The 22,972-nt window shown below is 63.5% G+C and carries 8 protein-coding genes; 3 read left to right on the forward strand and 5 right to left on the reverse strand.

Going from position 1 to position 22,972, the window contains the following annotated elements; genetic code table 11:
* Positions 1-101: 101 nt before the first annotated feature.
* Positions 102-578, reverse strand: a complete 477-nt coding sequence (locus HX812_RS23995) for an Lrp/AsnC family transcriptional regulator (RefSeq protein WP_038849519.1) — start codon at positions 576-578, stop codon at positions 102-104.
* A 158-nt stretch (positions 579-736) separates the two neighbouring features.
* Between HX812_RS23995 and HX812_RS24000 the strand changes: the two genes are divergently transcribed.
* The 3 genes from HX812_RS24000 (at position 737) to HX812_RS24010 (ending at position 5,914) form a co-directional block, all read left to right on the forward strand.
* The gene (locus HX812_RS24000; RefSeq protein ID WP_038849515.1) at positions 737-2,530 is read left to right on the forward strand and encodes a tyrosinase family protein; all 1,794 of its coding nucleotides are present in this window, start codon (positions 737-739) and stop codon (positions 2,528-2,530) included.
* The gene (locus tag HX812_RS24005) at positions 2,527-4,260 is read left to right on the forward strand and encodes a hypothetical protein (protein ID WP_038849513.1); all 1,734 of its coding nucleotides are present in this window, start codon (positions 2,527-2,529) and stop codon (positions 4,258-4,260) included. Before HX812_RS24000 ends, HX812_RS24005 begins: the two co-directional genes overlap by 4 nt.
* A gap of 67 nt (positions 4,261-4,327) precedes the next feature.
* Complete coding sequence (locus HX812_RS24010) at positions 4,328-5,914, forward strand: hypothetical protein (protein ID WP_080642427.1); 1,587 nt, start codon at positions 4,328-4,330, stop codon at positions 5,912-5,914.
* A 68-nt stretch (positions 5,915-5,982) separates the two neighbouring features.
* Here the strand turns inward: HX812_RS24010 and HX812_RS24015 are convergent, their stop codons facing one another.
* The 4 genes from HX812_RS24015 to gspE all read right to left on the reverse strand — a co-directional run bounded on the left by HX812_RS24015 (position 5,983) and on the right by gspE (position 22,583).
* Entirely contained in the window at positions 5,983-18,225 is a 12,243-nt protein-coding gene (locus HX812_RS24015) for a filamentous hemagglutinin family protein (protein ID WP_038849511.1), read from the reverse strand.
* Between the two features lie 204 nt (positions 18,226-18,429).
* The gene (locus HX812_RS24020; RefSeq protein ID WP_038849508.1) at positions 18,430-19,617 is read right to left on the reverse strand and encodes a substrate-binding domain-containing protein; all 1,188 of its coding nucleotides are present in this window, start codon (positions 19,615-19,617) and stop codon (positions 18,430-18,432) included.
* Positions 19,618-19,953: 336 nt separating this feature from the next.
* Positions 19,954-21,165 carry a type II secretion system inner membrane protein GspF gene (gene gspF / locus HX812_RS24025; protein WP_038849505.1) on the reverse strand — a complete coding sequence of 404 codons (1,212 nt, stop codon included), beginning with the start codon at positions 21,163-21,165 and terminating at the stop codon, positions 19,954-19,956.
* Positions 21,165-22,583 carry a type II secretion system ATPase GspE gene (gene gspE, locus HX812_RS24030; RefSeq protein WP_038849503.1) on the reverse strand — a complete coding sequence of 473 codons (1,419 nt, stop codon included), beginning with the start codon at positions 22,581-22,583 and terminating at the stop codon, positions 21,165-21,167. Before gspE ends, gspF begins: the two co-directional genes overlap by 1 nt.
* Positions 22,584-22,972 lie beyond the last annotated feature (389 nt).

Raw genomic sequence — 22,972 nt, forward strand, 5'->3', positions numbered from 1 at the left:
TGTCACGGGACAGGCCCATGGTTACTTTTGGGTCCTTCCAAAAGTGACCCGCTGTAAGAGCGGAACCCTAAGTAGCCGTTACCTAAACAACGGATACGCCCTCAGCCACCAGAACAAAACCCCACCCCCTGCAACGGCAACTCATAAGACTTCTTAACCGTCCGAACCACCAACGTAGAAGAATAAGTCCGAATCGGAATATCCCGATAAGTCTCCAAAAACCGATAGATATACTCGGTGTACTCCGCAGCATCCCGAAACTTCGCCACCATCACAAAATCAAACTCCCCCGTCATCAAGTAGCAGTCCTGAATCTCCGGATGACTAGAAAGTATGTGCTGCATCCTGCGATCAATATCATTGCTATCCCTATCCAACTTGATCAGAAAAAACGCCGTCACCTGGATTCCCAGCTTGCGCTCATCCAAGACCGCCACTTTCGCCTTGATAATCCCCACGCTCTCCATCCGGCGAATCCGCCGGTAACAACTGGTGGAAGACAGCCCCACACTGTCGCTCAACAACTCCAGGCTCTGGTCGCAATCCTTTTGCAACTTGCCCAGGATCTTCAAATCCATGGCGTCTGTCATCGGTTCCAAATCGTCCTTGAAAATTGCAATGAATCCGTCGCAATGACGGGCCAATTTGCACAAATCCTGCGCAGTGGCTAGTTAACATCGATTCAGCTTAGCAGCCCGGCCAACACCTGGCCTCAAGGCGGCATGAGAGGGATCTTATGATAGTCGCGAAACCGACATGGACCGCTGATATCCAAGGACTTTTCAGCGCACCCTACTGGGTACCCGCCAGCCAGCGCGCCGCCGTTGCCGCCACCTGGATCGGCTGCATGAATGCCTACGATGTGTTCCTGGAAGACCCGGCGTCGGTCAAGACCTGGTCGCAAACCATCTACCAGCACCTCGCCTCGCGCAACATGCCGCTGACCACCGACCAACAGCAGTTCTGGCCCATCGATGCCCTGGAAACCTTCCGCCTGTGGGTCAACCAGGGTTGGCGGCTGGACAGTATCTCGCCCTTCGACCTGGCCGAGCGCATCCCGCCACCAGCGCTGCCGCACCCGGTCAAGCGCGTACGCCAGGACATCCGCTCGCTGAGCGCCGACGAACTGAACCTGTACCGCGCCAAGCTGGATGATGTGATGCGCATCGGTGACCCCGACAGCGGTTCGCCCTGGCAGCGTTACGCCTACATCCATACCAACTGGTGCCTGCATTACCAGGAAGCCTTCGCCCTGTGGCATCGCGCCTATCTGCTGTACCTCGAAGCGTTGATCGACTGCGCGATCCCTTACTGGGACTGGATGGCCGCCGACGCCAGCATCGACGGCAGCCCCCAGGCCGGCCTGCCCCAGGCGTTCCTTGACGAAACCTATGTGCACCCGCAGACCGGCGAAGTGCGGCGCAACCCGTTGCGGTATGCGGCGGCCAAGGACGGCTGTTCCAAGGTGTGTGCAACCGCGCCGGTCGGGGACGTGGATTGCCTGTACGTGCAGCGCAACCCGCTGTTCTATACCCAGGGCGAGGCCTTTCGTTTCGAGCGCACCCAACTGTATGGCATGAGCCGGATCTTCCAGCAGCAGGTGGTCGATGCGCTCACGTTCACCACGTTCAGCCAGCCCCAAGGGGTGCCGGGTTACCCCTGGGCCAACATCACCAGCTTCGACCCGCCGCAACCGAATGACCTGTATCCCAACCGCGCGCTGAATTTCGACGGGCTCTACGAGCAGCCCCACGACAACTATCACGGCTGGATCGGTGGTGACATGGCCGACAACGCCTACACCGCGTTCGACCCGGTGTTCTGCTCCTACCACGCCAATATCGACCGCATGCTGGAAGTCTGGATCCGCGCCAACCCGGCGGCGCAGTACACCACCCAATGCCTGTTGCAACCCTTCGCTGGCCATCAGGCGGCTGAGGTGAGCTTCACCAGCGCCGACGCCTGGCGCTACACCAGCCTCGGCGACATGGCCCAGGACAGCCGGCACATCGGCTACGACTACGGCACCCCGGTAGCCCCGCAGTTCGGCGCAGCCAAGGCTGCGTGCTGCCATCAAAAACAGGCTGCCATCACCGGCCCCTGGGTGGTGTTCGATCACGTGCGCTGCACCCATGACACCTACCTGATCGACGTTTTCCTCAACCAACCGGACGCCACGGCGCAACACGCGAATACCGACAACCCGCATTACGTCGGACGCTTCAGCCGCATCGGCATGGGCCTGGTGGACGACAAGGGCCGCTGCATCAACCAGGGCGTCTGCCGCGCACTGAATGCCGCACGCAACGCCCAGGCGCTGAACCTTAAACCGAGCGATACAGCGCAGTTATCGCTGATCGTGACCCATCCCGATACTGGCCAGGTATTGACGCCCGATGCATACGCGCCCCTGCCTGGCTTTATCGCGCAACTGGTGTGGGACGACCCACGCCAAACCTCTGCCGGGCCCGCTCCGGGTACCGGTTGCTGCTCCACTTCCACCACCGCCAATGCTGGAGAACCGACATGAGCACGCCCTTCACCCAATTCACCTCCCCGGCCGAACAAGCCCCCAAGGACTACAACAAGCTAGGCCTGGAAAACCAGTTGCCGACCTTCGAAACCGACTGGAACAACAACGTCACCGGCTGGACCCAGATGTCGGTGATCGGCAACCCCTGGTCCAACCTCAACGACGCACCGCGCTCGGGCTACTACAACCCGATTGAAAGCGGCTACGGCACACAGACGCCAGTGACCATCACCTGGCAGCCCTTCCCCAACCGACTGTGGACGTTTTTCTACAACGAGGGCGCCGCCGTGGTCCCGCAACTGGGTGGCAAGGCCATGACCCTGGACCAGGTGATGCAGTTGACCGATCACGGCCAGATCACTCTCAACAACACCCTGTACTCGCTGTACCCGGACCCGAAGGCGACCCAACTGCAGATCCCCAGCGTGCTGTGCAAGTCCATCAACTGGAACGGCCCCTACGCCGACTTTTCACCCTCGGGCCCACGGGGCTGGCTGGATGAATACTGCGAGTGGTCGATCACCCGCGATCCCGACGGCAATATGCGCAGCATCATGTTCACCAGCGAGAACCCGGCGTATTTCCTGACCATGTGGAACATCGACCCGCAGGCCGTGCTGGGGCTGTACAAAGCCTATGTCGACCCACAAGTGAAGATCGAAGACCTGTACTTGCGCTACACCGCCAACGGCCCGACCGGCAACGCCGGCGACCCGGTGCTTGACCCCACCACCGGCCAGCCCGCCTACGACACCGTGAATAAATGGAATTCCGGCACTGTGCGCATTCCCGGCGTATCGGGCGGCGCAATGCACCTGACCTCCGGCCCCAATACCTTGAGTGCCGAGATCTACCTGGCAGCGGCGGCGACTATCTTGCGCCCGCTCAACAGCAGCCGTAACCAGCAAAGCCTGATCTGCTGCGCCCAGTACGGGCAGAACTATCGCAATTCCGATCCGCATATCGGTTTTTCCGCTAACCAGGAAGCCGTGAAAGCCCTGATTTCCTTGACCAACCCCATCGGCCTGTACCTGCAACAACCCAAGTCCTTCAGCACCTGGAAAGGCCCGCAAGGCCAGGACGTGAGCAGCTACTGGCGCATCACCCGTGGCACCGCCGGCACCGGGCCGAACAACTCCGACCAGATCCTGCAGGCGGTGTTCGAGGTGCCGGCCAGCGCGGGGTTCTCGATCAATGACATCACCATCAACGGCACGCCGATTGACTACGTGTGGGTGATCGCCAACGAGCTGAATGTGGCCTTGAGCGTCACCCCGGCACCGCTCAGCGGCACGCCCAAGGAGTGCGATTGCGTGGCGGCCAACAACACCGATGCGCAACCCTGGCCCGTGCAGTTGCTGCCGATTGACCTGTTCTACGGCCAATCCCCCAGCGACTTGCCCGCCAGTTTTGCGCCTGGCAGCTCAGGCCAGTTCGTGCTGGTGGTGCAAGGCGCCGACCCGAACACCACGGCGGCGGATGCGCGGGTGCAGTTCTCCAACCCAGGCATCACGGCCCAGGTCACGCAGTTCCTGCCGGATGCTTCGGCGATTCCTGGGCAGACCGACAGCGGCGGCACCCAGGGCTACATCATGACCGTCACCGTCAGCAGCAACGCGGCGCCGGGGCTGGTCAGCGTGCGCGCGCTGAACCCCAGCGAAGCCGCCAACCCCAGCGCCACCCAGCACCCATGGGAAAGCGGTCTGGCGCTGGTGCCCGTCGCCTGAGTGCCTCCCGGCCGCCCATGCCTGGCGTGGGCGGCCGCCTCTTGAGTCTTGAGCAAGGAATGCGACCATGAACGGATGGCTTCGCCCGCTGCGCCGGGCACGCTTGAATGTGTGGTGCTGGATAACCTGCGCCCTTCTCCCCTTCGCACCCGCACCGGTCAGCGCGGCGTCAGATGCCCAGAGCTGCGTCAGCCAACTGGTGTTCGACCCCACCAGCGGCGGTTTCCTACCGGTGAACAACTTCGGCACCGAGCAGGACTTTCTCAACTGTTTCGGCTGGCAACTGTTCATCGCCATGAACTGGCCGGTCAACCCCGGCTGGCCGGCCAACCCGAGCCTGGCCGGTGAGCCGGACACGCAAAGCACTGCGGCCCAGTTCGGCGTGCCGCCAACGCCCGGCCAGCCCATGAGCAATGCCCCGGTGTGGGCCAGCTACAAGGATGCCAGCGAGATCTTCCTGCCCGGTGCGCCCAAGCCCTCAGGTTGGGGCGTGGAAACCCGGGTGCCGTCCAATTGCACCGCCACCGGCAACCTCAAGGCATTTTCCACGGGCGCGCGTAAATTCATTACGGCCACCTCCGAAAGCGCGATCAACCGCAAACACCGCTTCCACCTGTCCAGCGGCACCCAGGTGACCTTGCCGGATTCGATCATGGAAGCTTCCGGCGGCTGGCTCACGGACCAGTCGGGCAACCTGGTGTTTTTCGAGCGCAAGGTCGGCAAGGCCGAGTTCGACTACATCGTCGACAACGGGCTGTACGACGCCGCCAACCAACTGATCGTGGCGCAGAACAGCGACAACCGGCACCCGGCCGGCCTGTCATTGCCCGCCGGCAAACTGGTACGTGAGCTGCCGGCCCAGGCGCTGCCCCAGGAAGAACTCGGCGCCCTGGAACTCAAGGCGGCCTGGCGCGTACTCACCAACAAACCCGAGCTGTATGGGCGTTACCTGACCACCGTTGCCTGGCTGCAACGCCCGGATACGCTGCAATGCACCCAGGAAGTGGTGGGCCTGGTGGGCCTGCACATCATCAACAAGACCCAGACCCAGCCGAACTTCATCTGGACCACCTTCGAGCAGGTCGACAACGTGCCCGACGGCGGCGCCACCCCGCCCGGCGGCTACAGCTTCAACAACCCCGCCTGCACCGGTGACGCGTGCACGCCCAACGTCGCACGGGTGCAGTGCGATGCCACCCACACACCGCCCAACTGCACGCCCCTTGATCAGCCGGTGCAGGCCACGCGTCTGAATGCCACGCCCCAGGACATGCAAGCGCTGAACACGGCGGTGCAGCAGACTTTCGCGCAGAAGACCCAGGGCCAGTCGGTGTTCCAGTACTACAAACTGGTGAATGTGCTGTGGTCCAAGACGCCCAACGCGCCCAACGATCCAGGCCCTGGACCCAACGTGAAGGTGCCGCTGTCCTATGGGCCGTTTGTCAGCGACCAGAGTGTCGTCGTCGCCAACACCACGATGGAAACCTATGTGCAGAGCGACAACTGCAACGACTGCCATCAGTACGCGGCGATTGCCGGCGGATCCAAGCTGGCGTCGGATTTCTCCTTTCTGTTTGGCAATGCCGACTCGGCGAAGAATACGCGCCTGATCAAACGCATCGAGGCGTTCAAGACCCTCAAGGACAACCCGTAGCCGAGGCAAAAAAAGGGGGCGATCAGTGATCGCCCCGAACAGTACAACGAGAGGTTCTTTCCAAAGTCTTACAGGCTGATCTGCTTACGCTCCTCATCCGTCAGCCGCGCCCGCGCCTGTTCACTCAGCGGCCCCGCGCCCAGTACCTGCACCGGGCTGTTGGGGTTGTAGCCAGAGGTTTTCTGCGCCGGTGCAGGCTCCTGTGGCAACGGCTCGCTGCCCAGGCTCAACACCTCAACCGTCATGATCGACGGCCGGCCCTGCTTGGCCGCTGCCTGCTGGCTGCGCGCCGCGTCTTCCGCCGCCTGGGACGCCGCTGCCCCGGCCGCGCTGGCCGAACTCATGGCGTTGGTGTTGACCGCCGCAGACACCGGCACCCCGGACGACTTGCCCTGAGTCTGGATGTTCGCCGCGTTCACCACACGCAAGGCGGCGATGTTGACGTTGCCCGACACACGAATGCCCGCCTCGCCCGCATCGATGGTGCCCAACGGCGCGATCAGGTCGATGTCCCCGGCTGGCACTTCCGGAATCGGGTTGAGCGTGGCAATCCCCGCACCGGTGCTCGGCACCGACGGCGACAGGCCGACGTTGCCCCAGTTGTCATAGACACGCTTGGGCGGCGTGTAGACCACGGTGGTCTTGGAGCCGCGACCGGCGTTGATGTCGCCCTCGGCGGTCCAGCCCATGATCGAACCGCCGAAAGTGGTCATGATGCGGCTCTGGCCAAGCAGGATGCTGCCCATGGAATACAGCTGGATGTCCCCCGCGCCCTGGGTGATCACACCGGCAGTCGACGGCGGCGCCGTACCTTCGATGCCGAACGTCTGGCTGCCGCCTGGGGTGAGCATCTGGATCGAGCCACCGAAGTTGGTGTGCACGCCCGCGCCGCCGAACATCGTGATGTCGCCTTTGTAGGTGACCGGGTTGCCGGCCACGTCCTTGTCCGGGAACAGCGCTGCAATCGCCTCGCGGCCACGCAGGTAACTGCCCTGGCGCACGCTGCCATCGGTGTTGTACTCACGGCCGGCGGCCTTGAGCTCGGCGAAGTACACGTCACGGGCGAACACCCGTTGTTGCTCGGCGGGAAGTGCCGCGTAGTAAGTACCCGCCTGTTCGGTGTCTCCGGTAAAACCGAAGCGCTCGACCAGCCAGGCGAGCAACTCTCTCTCGTAGGTCTTGGCGACCTTGCTACCCTGGATCGACTCACCCGGCTGCGCCAGGTTGGCGGGGTTCAGGTAAGCCTCGACAAACCGGCGGTAGTCCGGCCCATTGGGGCCGACGCCGGCTTGCAGGACAATACTTGCACCCGCTCGGTTGTCGCCGGCCGCCACGGCGCCCAGACTGTTCACACCCACCTGGTCATCCATCTGGATATTGCGCCCGGCCGTCAGCTCAAGGGTGCCGGGGCCCGCAACGTTGAAACTGCTATAAAGGATGTCGCGCCCGGCACTGGCAATGGAGATATCGGTTGCGCCGGTGTGCACGAACAGGTTGCCGGTGAACGTGTATTGACCGGTGCTCACGTCCCCCCCAAGGGCACCGTTCAAGCGGGTACCGCTGCTGACGATATCGCGTCCGGCGAGCATCCATACCGGGCCTGCACCTTCGTAGTAGGTCTGTCCGAATCGTGGATCATTTGCCCCGTAAATCGTGAGCGCCCGCCCACTGTTGACCCCCAGCAGGTCACCGCGCAGTGCGTAGAAACGGGCCGGCTCCAAGGCGTCGCCCCACGCCATGCTGGCGGTGTCAGGGCCAAACGCGAACAGCGGATGAAGCCCCAGGCGGGCGATGTTGCCATCACTGGAAAGATTGCCACTGCCTGCGACCGGCAAACTGTTGATGAAGCCCAGGAAAGCAGGATGGTAGATCGTCGCCAGGCTTTGAGGGGCGGCGCTGGAACGGCTGATGGTCAAGTCGCCGCCGTAGATCGAATCGCCCGCCAGCAGTTCCAGTTGCCCGTTGGCCGACGGTGCCAGCACCAGCGCCTGCAGCGGCTGCGGTACATTCGGGTTACTCGTTGACGCACGGCCGTAGTACAGGCTGCCGCTGGCGGCGACCGCACGCAATGTGGCGGGGTAGACCGCCGCCATATCGGTTTCCAGTGTCTGGGTCAGTGGTGTGAGGTTGCCGCCGGAGGAGAACAGATCGACTGCCGTACGCTCGGTCCACAGGCTGAACCAGCTCTGCCCTACCCCGTTGACGCCTTCCTTAGCGTAGGCCAAGGCATTCATCTGCGGTGCACGGCCTGGATCGGCGACATCCTGGAGTACCAGGTCGCCCCGGGTCGCCAGGCTGAAGGTCGAATCCCCTGGCAGCAGGCTCAAGCCGCCGGCTGCCATGGCCGACGTGGAGCGCAGCGGGTCGTAGGCGCGCACTTCGCTGGGGCTCTGGTCCCTGAGCTGGTTGCCGTAACGCAAGGTCAGGCTGCCCAGGCTGCCGCCCGTCACCTGTACGTGGCCGCGCAGGTTCACCAACGAGCCATTGAGGTGATCGACAGTGACCTGACTGGCGGGGTTCAGCGCACCGCCCACCCGCAGGTTCAAGTCGCCACCACCGGTCAGTTGCACGCTGCCATCGGCCGCGACCCGCCCGGTACCGCCGACCGCCAGAACCAGGCCTTGACTGCGGGGGCTGACGTTCTGGGCGGTTGACGACAGCGGGCTGATGATCCCCGCATTGCCCCCCACATCAACTGTGAGGTTGCCGCCGCCCAGGGTACCGAACCCGGTAAAACCGACCATTTGGTCCGAACGGACGTTGGCGACGTAAGAACCGAAATTGATCCACCAGGCGGTCGCTTGTGCCTGGCTGCCCCCGAGGTCATTGCCCTGTCGCCACAACCAATTGCCGACATTGGCTGAATCCTGCCCCAGGTCGACAGGCACAGGACGCGCCACGCCACTCTGCGCAGGGCTGGTGATATTGCCTGTCAGGTTGCCCCCCACTTTCACCAACACATTACCGCCCGTGTCCGGGTACCAGGCGCGGTACAGGCTGCCGGTTTCACCGTTGACCCACTTTTCGTTACCGCCTGCGTTACCCAGGACCTTGCCATTGCTGCCCTTGGCGCGCTTGAGGTTGTACGGGTCGCTAGCCGAGGTTGCAGTGGAGGAGCTGCCGGCGGTGTAGACACCGTACAACGACTCCATGCTCAGGTTGCCTGCTGCCAACAAATCCAGGTCCGCAGCGCCGGTGCGGATGACACTGAATCGCGTACTGCCGCCCGCCAGCAAGGTGTAGGCATCGCCTTCGGACGAGCAGTATTCCGGCATGTCGTCACAAATGCCGGGGTAGGCGAAACCATCATTCACATCGATGGGCTTGCCCACCATGCTGTTATCGCCATAGACATCCAAAGAGCCCTGCTCTGTCCAGACCAACGCACCCTGCCCGTACATCCCATAGTGACTGTCGGCCAACCGAAGGTTGCCCGTGACCGGATGCGGTTGCAGCAGGCGACTGTCCGCCGCGCCGGTGTCCGCGCCGGCCACCAGCCGAATCGACCATGCCTGCGAGCCTTCCTCCAGCATCGGCGCAATCGCCCAGTTCTTGCCCTGGCGCCCGGCGTCGGCGACACGCAGCTGTACCGAGTCTGCACCGCCCGGCAGCTTGACATCGGTACCCGACGGCAACAGTGCGCCACGGGGCAAGACTTGGCTGCCCGCCAGCTTGATGCTGGTGGCCAAAGGCACCCCCTTGGGCCAGATCAGCCCCTTGACGTTGGCCGAGCTGCTCAGCAAGGTGCCAGCGTCCAGTGTGCTGCCGGCGACGAGGGTCTGGCTCTGAGTCAGCAACGTGCCTGCGGCGAACAGCACATTGCCCGATGCGTCCCGAACGGCGGCCGCCAATACCGTACCGGCAGGCAGCACCAAGGGTTGGCTGAGCGTTGCCGCGACGGGCAACCGCGTGCCGGCAGGCAGGAACAGCGGCTGCGTCGACACATCGAAATTGAGCGTCACGCCGCCTGGAAACAGCGTGCCATCCGCCAGGGTCACGCCACTGCCCGGCACCACCACCGTGCCGCCGGTGTAGTCGATACCTGCACGCAGGACCCAGCCATTGTCATCGTCGGTTTCGGGCGGCGGCGCGAAGCCGTCGTTGATGCTGCCGTAGATATTCAGGTCGCCACCGGCGCGCAAGGTCAGGCTGCCGGCCTCGGTGAGCTGGGTCGACTTGAGGCTGGCGTAGCGATAGCCGGACAGGTCCAGGTCGCCCTGTACCACCAGGTCGCCGTCGGGCGTCTTGCTGATGATCTCCACACCAGGCCGCAGGTGGAAAACATCGCCGTAGGTGGCGTTATTCAGGCCTGCCAGTTTGTTCTGCAGCAGGTTGGTATTGCCGAGCGCGGCATTGATGAACGTCGTGCTCAGTGCGTGCTTGCCGTCGAGGTAGGCTTGGTCGATCGCCTGGTACGGACGTCCGTTCGGGGTGGCATCGGTCTTGGTCGGGGCATCGTCGTAGGTGACCATGCCATTGAGCGCGATGGAGCGCGCACCGGTGATGGTCAGGCGCCCACTGGCATCGATGGCAATGTCATTGCTGCCCAGACGCGGCGCATTGAGCTCCAGGGTGCCGCGGCTGCGCCCGTCATTACCGGCCACTGCCCCCGTGCCATGGCGCAAGTCGATGCGCACGCCATCGGCCAGGGTCAACTGGCCCTGGCCTGAGCCGAGCACAACGGTGGCGCGGTTCGGCGCGTCGATGACCTTGCCATAACTGTCCACGCGCACTTGCGTGCCATGGGCATCGAGCACCGCCGTACCGTCCAGGACCAGGCCGTTCCTGGCGGCCAGGTTGATGCTGCCGACGCGTTCGCCGCTGGCGTCTACCAGGCCGGTAACACGCAGGCTGCCATTGTCGACCGAAACGTTGACGCTGTTGGCCTTCACATCGCTGCCGATGATCAGATCGCCTTGCTTGAGCTGAAAGCTGCGCGAGCCATACACCTGGCCTTGATTGAGGCGTTGGTTGAGGGCGGCGAACTGTTCATTCAATGTGCCGCTTGTGCCCAGCCGCTGGGCCTGGACCTCCACCGCGCCCGCCAGGTAAGGCACCCACGTACCCCCGGCATCGTATTCGCCGCTGCTGCCGGCGACGATCCTGCCCGCCAGGTCGACGGTGCCCGCCGCGCCCTCTACGGCCACCGCCCGCAGCCGACCCGCCTGGTTGTGCTGCGCCGACAGGTCGATGGTCGAACCGGCCGCCTGCAGCACGTTGCCCGCACGGCTTTCCAGCAGGACCTCGCCGCCAGCGCTGTATTTAGTCAGGTCGTTGAACGCAATGGCCCGGCCGGCCACATCGATCAATGCCGCGTCAGTCAACACCACATCGCCACGGGCGCCCAGGGTGAGCTTGCCGCTGGGCAATACCACCGCGCTGGCCAGGCGGATGCTGTCGCCCTGCAAAGACAACTCGCCGCCAAGGCCTTTGGCCTCGCCCACCGGACCCGCCGAGGCGCTCACATCAATGGCGCCACCGGCAGTGATCCGGTTGACTGAGCCGGCTTCACCGGTCATCAAAGGTGTGAGGATATTCAGGTTGCCGCCACTGTAGGCAAAGCCCTTGACCGCGTCATACGCGCCCTGACGCTGGTACACCGAGAGGCTGCCTTTATGGTTGGCGGTGATGCGCTGGCTGGCGTTCAGGTTGACGTTGGCAAAGCCCAGGGCCAGGCGGCCCAAGGACTGGGTGGTGCTTGGCTGGGCAAAATCCCCATAGCCGAACTCGATGCGCTCGGCATGGATATCCAGGCGCCCACTGCCGCTGCCGGCACCGTCGGTCACTGCCGCCACAGGCGGTGTCTCGGCCCCCTGCCAGATCAGGTTGGCGGTGTGGATGGTGGCCACATCGTTGGCGCCGCCCGAACCATAAATGGCCGGCGTGGACAGCATCAGGTTGCTCAGCATCGACTTGCCGGTTGCCGAATCGTAAGTGTCCAGGGTCGTGGTGCCATAGAAGTTGAAGCTGTCGCGTGCCGACAGCTGCAGGGTTTCCAGGGCCGGCGCGCCAAATTGAGTGTCACCCCGCAGCAGGCGCTCCAGGACTTGCTGGGTGAGGGTCATGCCCACCGGCAGGCGATTGCCGGCAGCGGCGGCGGCCAGGGCTTCGGGGCTACCGACGTTGATGCTGGATACGCCCAGGTTCAGGTGGCGGGTGCCATAACGCACGTCCGCCCCCATCTGCAGGGTGCTGTCGGTCAAGGCCACGAGCGTGCCTTCGGAGTACAGAGCGGTCTGGCCGCTGCACGGCGCGCTGGTGCAAGCCCCCAGCTCGATCCCGCCGCTGGTCACACCCGCCATCGGCGTTGCTGCGACCACGTTGAGCAGGCCGTTGGACACCGCCAGCATATTGGGCATGTTGTAGACAAAGCCGTCACGTGCGTCATAACTGGCGTTGCCGCGACCAATGGTGTTGATCGAGGCCCCCTGTTCGACGGTTATCTTGCCGGTAGAAGACACCAGCAACACTTCCGGCGCCGCCAGGTTCGCGCCTTCGCGCAGGTTGATGTTGCTCAAGGCACCGTTGGCCAGGTTGATGTAGTTGCCGCCCTGACCGTAGGTCACTACCGTCAGGCCACCGATCAACAGACGCGCCGCGCCGAGCGCGTTGAGGCTGTCGGCCTCGACGCTGATGCCGCTGAAACCCGTGGTCGCGCCCTTGCCTGCCGCGACAATCTCAATGTCCTTGCCCGTGCTCTTGTTGCCATTGGTCAACGCCACGGTGCCACCGTAGCCGCCGTCGGCGGCCTCGAAGCGACCGATACCCTTGAACGAAAAGGCATTGGCACCCGCACCCGGGCTCAGGTTAAGTTGCAGGGTCTTGGCATCCACCGGCAACAACGCACGCGGCACCCCAAGCCGGGCTGCATCGGCCACGGCGAATTGCGCATAACTGGTCTCGTTGTATTGGGAATAACGGCGCAAGGTGTCGGCGGAGGTGAGGATCACCTGGCTCGCCGTACTGTTGCCGATGCCGGTATTGGCGATGGACAAGCGCCCCGCAGTCGACCATGAGCCGTTGCGCAGCAGCTGTGGCGTGCCCTCGCTGCCGAGCCCCGCCAAGCCGTTGATTTCCAGGCGGAAGGCCCCCGGCATCAGGGCATAGGTGGACGGCATCAAAGTGTAGGTGCCCGCTGTCAGCCCCGGCACACCGGCACCAATCGTGATTTGCTGGCCAATCAACGGATCGCTTGCCCCGCCCTCCGGCCCCACCGGGGCATACCCTGGTTGCGCGCCCGGCACGATCGCATAGACCGGGTTGGTGCCCAGCCCCGGCAACACAAAACCGCCGGTGGCCCCGAATTGCACCAAGGGGTTGTAGCGCGCATCGGTAGAACCGCCGCGCCCGGAAATAAACCCGGCCCCGAGCAGCTCGCCGCCGCCGGACAGGTCCACGATAGCGCCAGGCTGCACCGCCACCGATTCGCCACCCAGGACCATCCCGACATTCAGGCTGCCGTTCGCGTTGGGCAACGCGCCCTGCCCAAGGAATGTCACGGTCTTGCCGTTGTACTTGTAGACCTGGCCGTCCACGGTGCCGCCGTAGGGCAGCACCAGGCCCTTGCCACTCACCGATGTCAGGCTGCCGGGCAGCAGCTCGACGCGGCTGGCCCCCAGGTTGCCGATTTCGATCAGGCCCAGCGGCGCACGTACCACCCCGCCCTGCTTGATCGTGGGGCCGCCCAGTTGCAGCCGGCCGAACGCCGAGTACGGCATGGCGGCATCAGCAGTCCCCGTGCGCGCGATCGTCAAGGTGCGGGTCGGGTCGTACTTGAAGCCAGAGAAGGCATCGATAAAACCGGCCAGCACCCGTGCGCCGACTTCCGTTGCCGGGTACAACTGCGCGGCGCGCAGCGTCATATCGCCTTTGGTCATCAACTGAGTACTGATGCCCTGCGCGATCACATCCGCCCCGGCACCGACCAGGAACCGCAGGTCACCCTGGCTGCTCAACTGCACATCATCGAACCCAAGGCGATCGATGCCCTGCTTGCTGGCATCGCTCAACGTCAGGTCACTCTTGTTGCCAAACAGCACATTGCCGCGCACATCGATCAGGTTGCCACTGGCCTGGAACAGCGCCTGGCTGGCACGTTGCGACATGTTGGACGCGAGTACCGGATGCAGGTACTGGTCCTTGCTGGGGTCAAGCGGCGCAAGGATGCCGGCCAGCAGCAGATAAGGCGCAGACAGGTTGATGCGAGCGTTGGCGGCGGCGTTTTCGGCAAGGCCCATGGCCCCGCTGTACAGGCGCAGACTTTGCCCCATGTTCAGCGACACATCACCGTCGAAGCTCAACACGCCATTGCTTAGCAAGGCCAGGTTATCAAAGCCGCCGGTGGTGACCTGGTCCACACCGAGGCGGCCATGACCGTACTCGAGGGTATTCGGGAGGGGGCTGGCTTGATGGGACTGGCTGAGCACCAGTTCACGCACCTTGAGCACCGAGTCGGTGACCGCCGCCTTGAGGTAGTAAGGCGTTTCCAGTGCCAGCGACAAACTGCCGCCCGCCGCACCGGCACCGCCGGCCTGGGCGACAAAGCTGCCATCCAGATACAGGCCGTTGTTGGACGCAAAGCTGATGCTGCCGCCATTGCTGGCCACCTGCACCCGGCCCTGGCCCGGAATGTCGAGCATTGCCTGAGCACCGGAAGCGTCCAGACGCGCGCCGTCGCGCACCACCACAAACAGGTCGCTGGTCTTGGCAATCCCGGTGGCCAGGTCAATTTCGCCGCCGAGGCTGATCCTGCCACCCTTGCTGACCTGGCCGTAGAGGCGACCGCGATTGTCCGCGGCACTGACCGCACGGGCTGCCACATCGATCACCGCGTGGTCGCCGACCCAGATCGAGCGGTTATGCCCGGCGGCATTGGCCACCTCGGAACCGACAGCGGTCAGGCCACCCAGACTGACGCTGCCGCCCCAGGCATTGAGTGTTCCGTTCAGGGTCAATTGGCCGACGCTGCGCAGGTTGATGCTCTGGCCCGGGTCGACGTTGATCACCGCGCCCCGGCCCACTGTCAGGGCCGTGGTAGCCAGTTCGGCCGCCGTGGATTCCTGCCGGCCGGCGGTCAGGGTCAGGCTCGCGCCACGGCGCTGGGTCAGCATGCCTTTGGCAGCGTCTTCCTGATACAGCTCAGGGGTCCAGCGCTCCAATACCGTGGCAGGGTTGCCACCGGTTGGCGCAGCGGACGTCTGCTCGCCAAGGCGATACACCGGCGTGGTGACATCCACCTGGGTGCCGTCAGTGACCAGCAGGCCCTCGTTGCCGGTGATGTCATAGGCCGAAAAGCCCTTGTTGAAGAAGTCTTGCGCCAGTTGCACGGTGCCGGCGTCAGGCGCCCCATCGCTGTTGCCGATCTGTACCTTGCGGGCCTGCAACGCCAGGGTGCCGCCGCCATTGACACCATAACCACGAATCTCGCCCTCCAGCCCCAGGCTGCCCAGTGCCCCCAAGGTCACGTCACCGCCCTTGCCGCCGATGAGCTTGCCATCCACCCCGAGCGTGGCGCCGGAAGACGCATCCACCACGCTGCCTGACGCCAGGTTCAGGTTGCCGGTGCTGCGCAGCGACACCTTGCCGCCGTTCACATAGGCCACGCCTTCACGAAGGCTCGGCTCCAGTGCCAGATTGTTCCAGCGCCCAGCGGCGTCCAGCTTGACGCCTGTCGCCACATCGACCCGTCCGCTGCCCGCGAGGATCACATCGCCGACGGTGTTGCCCGAGTTGAGGTTGACCTGATTGAGGATGTTGCCCGCGTTGATACTGCCCCCCCGGGCGGTGAGATTGGCGTTGATACCGACCCCCGGTCCGAACAAGGTGATGTCGCCGCCGTCTGCCACCTTGAGCGCGCCATTCACCGTGATCTGCTGCTTGGCGCCCACCTTGATCGCACCCAACTGGTAACCGTTGAGCTGGTCGCTGTCGAGCACCATCTTGCCTTGGCGATCCGCCGGCAAGGCGGTGGTGAGGTCCAGGCCGTCGGCGATTTTCTGGGTATTACTATCGATCAGCACCTGGTCGGCGGTGCCGCTGAGGGCATAGCGCAGGGTGCCGGTGGTCTTGTTGTAGATCGGAATGTACTGCCCGATGATCAACTGCGCCCGCTGGGCCATGGCCTTCTTGGATTGCTGGTAACCGTCGAGGTTGATGTTCGGCGCCTGGGTCTGGCGGTCGCCCTGGAACACATCGCTGATCACTTGCCCTTCCAGCACCGCGCTGGTGGTGCCGATTACCAGCTTGCCGGCGTCGCGGCCCACGGTGTAACCGGCCTCATAACGACGTTGCGGCGCAATCAGCGGGTTGTAGTAATACTCGGTCTGGCCCCAGCGTACGCTGTTGTCTTCATAGCCTTTGTATAACCCCGAATAAAGGATATCGCCCGGCGCCTTGGACAGTTCATACAGCTGGCCATTGGGCCCCTTGAGCCAGGTCTGCTGGATATAACCGGCCTGCACATCCACAGTGCCGCCCGACAGGTTGATCTGCGCACCCTGCTGGGTCACCACATCCTTGCCGGTGAACGTCAGGGTGCCGCCCTGGGCCATCCATTCGCCGACCGAGTGGCCCTGGGTGCCGAGGTAACCGCCCACTTCCAGCAGGCCGCCGGCGGTGTACCAGCGGTCCGTCGCATAACCGTTGGTGCCGGCTGGTACAAACACCAGCTCACGCAGGTCCACCCACACATCGTTGTTGATCAGTTGCCCGCCGTCACGGTTGACCGGTGCATCGCGCTGCTCGTTACCCTGCACGTTGATCTTGATATTGTTGGATTCCATCGACACCTTGACGCCGACCGCACCCGACACATCAATCATCGCCCCATCGCGCACCAGGCTGCGCCCGGTGGCGCTGACCGCCACCTGGCCACCGGTAGCCAGGGTGATCGAGCCTTTCTGGAAATCGACGGTGCCGCCACTGACGATCTCGATGCGCGACTGGTCGCTGCGGTCGGCCACGGTGCTGAGGTTGTTGAACTGGCCAGTGATCAGGTTCGCAGGCGTGCCATCAAGCTTGATCAGGCCGTTATCCTTCTGGCCGTTGAGCGCGGTGCTGCCACTGCTGTCCAACAGGATCGCGGTGGTGCTGCCCTCGCCCAGGGTTACGCTGCCGGTGGAGTCGGTGGCGGAGTTGAGCAGGTGAATCGTGCCGCGTGTGTCCACCGAGGTGCTGGCCAGGGCCACGCCGTTTTGTTGCACCTGATGCCCGGTCAGGGTGATGTCGCCAGTAGAGGCCATGATCAAGCCGCTGTTGGTAACTTTGCCGGCGCTGCTGCCGGTATTGAGACGGGTCGCCACCTCGTTGCCGCGCGTGGTGGAGCGGTCGTTGCCGGTGGTGCCGACGCCCTTGCGAATGTAGAAGCTGTCACCGGCGGCCAGGGTGGTCTGGCCCTTGGCGGTGATGATAGTGCCGGCGTTTTCCACTTCGGTACCGAGCAGCAAGGCATAGCCGCCGGCGTCGGTGGAGGTGGCCGGATTGTGGGTCTGGATCAATGCTCCGCGCTGCACTTCGACCTTGCCTGCCGCATCGGTGAAGGTCGGCTGGGTGCCGTTGGCATCGACGTAGAGGCCGCGCTGGGTGAACTGATCGTCGGTGATGGTCGCTGCCGCCGCCACCAAGTTACGCACGTTGACCTGGCTGGTGCCGCTGAACACCACGCCGTTGCGGTTCATGATCATCACCGTACCGGCGCCGTTGATCTGGCCCTGGATCTCACTGGGGCGCGCATTGGGATCGTTGACGCGGTTGAGCACCGCCCAACTGGCCTGCTGCTGGAAATCCACGGTGGTGTTGCGCCCGACGTTGAACGTTTCCCAGTTGAGGATTGCCTTGTCGGCGGTCTGCTCGATGGTCACCGTGGTCTTGCCACCGGACTGGCTCTGGGTCGGGCCCTTGGCGTTGGTCCAACCCTGGGTCAGGCCGTTGTCCACTTGCAGGCCACCCTTGCCCAGGCCATCGGGAATATTCGAGACCTGGCCGAACGCCGCCTGGCGCCCCGCCGCTTGTGCGGCCTGCTGGGCCGCGATCGCCGCGACGCTGGTGTTCAAGGTGCTGATGGAGCGCGACAACTGCTGCTTGACCCGCGCCTGCTGGTTCAATGAGGGAATCCCCGGCACCTGGCCCGCGCCAGTGCGTGCCGCCGTGGCCGCCTGGGACGCGCCCTTGTCGGCAAACCAGCCGGAACTGAACGCTGTGGCCGCCTGGGCATTACCCGCCACCATCAACAGCGCAATGGCATGGGCCAACGGCTTGAGGTGCAGGACAGTCGCTTGGGCTTTCAGGTTTACCGGTGATTTGCAGCGGACCATCTGGAATCTTCCTTCTTTGCTTTAGCCCAGGGGCAAGACAAGTTCACGTATGAGGATTAGGCGGTTGGCGAGGGGCGCGACTGAACTTCTGTCATGGAAAGTTCACATGGGGCTGTTAGTGCGGGGCAAAACGACACAAACGCAAAAATCAGCAACGGCACAGGCCGTTGCTGATCAGGTGTTGCCGGTCGGTGAACGCTTGGGTTACTGCGGACGACCGATGCCGTTGCAGACGTTGGTGTTGCCGATGCTCAGGGCATTGGAAGCGGTCAGGAAGCTACCGCGAATAGCGATTTTCCAGTTGTTTGGCAGTGGCACGAAAGCGTTGGCTTCGATCGCTGCGTCGTTGTTGGCAGACGAACCGTAGTGCTTGGTGAAGAAGTCACGCACTTGGGTGGTCTGGGTGGCATCGGCGTAGCACTGGCTGAAGATCACGTTGGTGAAGCCCAGGATCGGGTAGCCCGACGTTGGGTAAGGCACCACACCTGCGGTGTTGGCTTTGCCGAACACGGGAACCCAAGCGTCAGGGTTGCCACGGTCAGCAACAGCTGGCAATGGAACAGCGTTGATGGCAGCGGATACATTGCTCGAAGCCGGTGATACACCCTGGACCGCCACACCGTTGACCACGTCCTTGCCCACGCGAGCGACTTTAGTTGCGTCATCCAGACCGGCCAGGGTCGGGGCGGCAAAGTCAGGGCTCATGTAGGTGATACCGCCGTCGGTACCGGCCAGGGTGGTCATCACGCCTTGGCTGCCAGTTGCGGAAACAGCACCGGCAGGCAAGCCACCGGTGTAGCTGGTGCCGAAGGTGGTGGTGACATTGAAGGTGCCGGTTTCAGCGCACTTGGCATTCAGGAAGCGCGTGAACAGCTCGGTGGTGCCACTGCTTTCGGTGCGGTAAACCACTTTGATGGCGCCACTGCGACCCGAACCTGTGATACCGCTCCAGTCGGCGATACGACCGGAGAACACACCGCACAGCTCGTTGACGCTCAGGTCAACGGCAGCAGTACCGCTTTTGTTGAAAGGGATGGCAACCGAAGTACCCACCGATGGCACCTGGATCAGCTTGCCCCAGGTTGGTTGCTTGGCCGATACGTAGGTCGACAGTTCAGTGGCGCTCAGTTTGGAATCGCTGCCCGCCCAGTGCACGTTCAGGTTGGAAACGCCAGCCTTCAACTTGGTGTAGTCGTTGGTCAAGAAAGCTGCCTTGCCATTGCCGCTGCCCACACCGATGTAAGGGGCAAAACCTGCGGTCAACACGCCGGATGTCTGGTACAGCGCTTGTGGCAGAGTTGCGCCGCCGCCGTTGATGTCGGCCATTGCAGCCTGGGCCGAGCACAGTGCAGCGAGGGTCATGGATACCGCGAGAACGTTGCGCTTAAACATGAAGAATCTCCTTTCGTCGTGTTTGTACGTTTGGGGTAGATGGCTCTTGCATGACGCCATGGCTTCGGTCCCAAGCCGTATTGCGGGGGTGGCTGGGGGTGAAAACCATGGAGAGAAAGTCGCAGTTCCCGATGACAACTGTGGGAAAAAACCTCGGGAGGAACACCTTGATTTCTAAAAAGATTCTCGGGTGTTTTGGTCATGGTTTTGGGCGGTTTGGGCGCAGGTGACAGCGAGGTTTCAGCAACGGCCGAGGGCCCTGGGCTGGAGACAGCGCGGGCCGTGTGACGCGCAAGTAAGATGACGGAATAAGGAACCCGAGGTCGGTCGGGTGAGCTAGGTGACCAGTTGATTGACTTCAATGATCGGCAACAGCACCGCCATGACAATCACCAGCACCACGGCGCCCATCACCACGATCATCAACGGTTCCAGCAACGCAGTCATGCCCATGGCCCTTCGCTCAATATCCCGCGACAACGTCTGCGCCGCACGCTCCAGCATCGGTGGCAGCGAGCCGGTTTTCTCGCCGCTGGCGATCAGGTGGATCAACACCGGCGGGAACACTTTCTCCACCGCCAATGCCGGGGCCAGGTTGACGCCCTCGCGTACCTTGGCCGTGGCGTCGTTGACACACTGACTCAGCCGATCATTGGACAGGGTCTGCCGCGCCGCTTCCAGAGCGCGCAACAGCGGCACCCCGGCACCACCGAGAATCGCCAGGGTCGAGGCGAACCGCGCGGTGTTCAGGCCCAGCACAAAACGCCCGATCAGCGGCAGGCGCAACACCCGGCTATGCCAACTCAAACGCGCCACCGGGTTGCGCAAATACAAGCGCCAGCTCCAGAAGCCGCCAACGATCCCGGCAAAACACAGCCAGCCCCAGGCGCGAATAAAGTCACTGGCGTTGAGCATCGCCAGGGTCAACCCCGGCAGATCCTGACGCGCCTGGGAAAACGCACTGACCACCTGCGGCACCACGTAGCTCAGCAGGAAAATCACAATGCCGATGGACACCAGCCCCACCACGCCGGGGTAGATGAACGCGGTGAGGATCTTGCCGCGCAGGTTGTTGCGTTCCTCGATGTAGTCAGCCAGGCGCTCCATCACCTGGGCCAGGTCGCCGGACTCCTCCCCCGCTGCAATCAACGCGCGGTAGATCGATGGAAAATCCCGTGGCCGCGCCGCCAATGCATCCGCCAAGCGCATGCCCCCACGCACATCTGCACGCACCGCGCTCAAGGTCTGGGCGATGTGTTTTTTCTCGGCCTGCTCCACCGTGGCACTCAAGGCGGCTTCCAACGGCAGGCTCGCGCCCAACAGGCTCGCCAGTTGCCGCGTGGCCCACGCCAGGTCGTTGTCCGACAGCTTGGCGGTGAACAGGTTGCTGCCGGCCGCCGTTTGTTGATTACCTTCGATCTGCACCAGCAACGCCGTCAAACCCCGGCTACGCAGATTGGCAAAGGCCCCGCTCTGGCTGTCGGCCTCCACATGCCCGGCCTCGACTTTGCCGCTGGCATCGGCGGCCTCATAACGATAGCGATTCATCAGGCGTCCCGTGTCACACGCAAGATTTCTTCAGGCGCGGTGGCGCCGCTGCGCACCCAGCGCTCGCCGTCTTCACGCATGCTGAACATCCCGGCACGGCGCGCGGCCAGGCGCAGGTCCTGCTCGTTGGCGCCCTGGTGGATCAGGCTGCGCACATCGTCATCGACGCAAAACAATTCATGGATACCGGTTCGGCCGCTGTAGCCGATCTGGTTGCACTGCGCACACCCAACCGGACGCCACGTGCCCGGCGCGGCCGGGTCTTCCTGCTTGCAGTGCGGGCACAGGCGACGCACCAGACGCTGGGCCAATACACCGAGCAACGACGAGGCCAACAGGAACGGTTCGACGCCCATATCAATCAGCCGGTTGACCGCCGACACCGCATCGTTGGTGTGTAAGGTTGCGAGCACCAGGTGGCCGGTGAGCGAGGCCTGCACGGCGATTTGCGCGGTCTCCAGGTCACGGATTTCACCGATCATGATGATGTCCGGGTCTTGGCGCAGGATCGCCCGCAGGGCCAGGCCGAAGGTCATGTCGATCTTGGCGTTCACCTGGATCTGGCTGATGCCCGGCAGGTCGTATTCCACCGGGTCTTCCACGGTGAGGATGTTGCTGGTGCTCGCATCCAACCGAGCCAGGGCGGCGTACAGGCTGGTGGTCTTGCCACTGCCGGTGGGGCCGGTGACCAGCACGATGCCGTGGGGTTGGCGAATCAGGGTATCCAGGCGTGCCAGCAATTGCGGTTCCATGCCCAGGGTTTCCAGCTGCAGGCGCCCGGCTTGTTTGTCCAGCAGGCGCATGACGACGCGCTCGCCATGGCCGGTGGGCACCATGGACACCCGAATGTCGATGGGCCGCCCGGCTACGCGCAGGGCGATACGGCCGTCCTGGGGCAGGCGTTTTTCGGCGATATCGAGTTGGGCCATGATCTTGATCCGTGAGACCAGCGCGCCATGCAGGGCCTTACGCGGCGAGACCACGTCACGCAGGGTGCCGTCGACGCGGTAGCGCACCACGGAGTGGGTTTCGTAGGGCTCGATGTGGATGTCGCTGGCTTCATCGCGGGCAGCTTGGGTGAGCAAGGCGTTGATCATGCGGATCACCGGGGCGCCGTCCTGGGTGTCGAGCAGGTCGGTGATTTCGGGCATGTCTTGCATGAGGCGGTCGAGGTCGACTTCGTTTTCGGCGGCGCCCACTACGGCGGCGGCGCTGCCGGTGTCGGCGTAGGCGCTGGTGAGCAGGCCGTCGAGTTCGTCGTCGCGCACGTGTTCGATGTGGGATTGGCCGAATTGGCGGTGGACTTCGCTGATGGACCAGCCGGGGGTTGAGGGGCACACGGTTAGCAGGTGGCCGGCTTCGGTGGGGCGCAGGAGGATGCGTTGGGATTTGGCCCAGGCGTACGGGAGCAGGCTCATAGTGGTGTGCCTTTTTGCGGGTGTACATATCCGTTTTTTGGGTAACGGCGGCTATTGGTTCCGCTCTTACAGCGGGTCACTTTGGAAAAGCCCCAAAGTAACCAAAGGGCTCTTGCCCCAACACTCGGCACCTCGCCTAGGCTCGGTGTGCCCGTAATCCGACAGTGATTTGGGGGGCCGCCGCCACGCGCCATCCATGGCGCGGGGCGGCTAAACCGGCATCCCTGCCGGTTTACCCCCCAAATCCCTGTCGAATTCCGGCCAGCGTGTTTGACGGGGCGCCTAAGATCAAAATCAAAAACAAAGCCAGAGCCAGAGCCAGAGCAGATTGATATCTACCTGATATAGGAGATCAAAACTGTGGGAGCGGGCTTGCTCGCGAAAGGGGT

It is taken from the genome of Pseudomonas sp. IPO3749, assembly GCF_013386605.1.
Taxonomy (GTDB): domain Bacteria; phylum Pseudomonadota; class Gammaproteobacteria; order Pseudomonadales; family Pseudomonadaceae; genus Aquipseudomonas; species Aquipseudomonas azotoformans_A.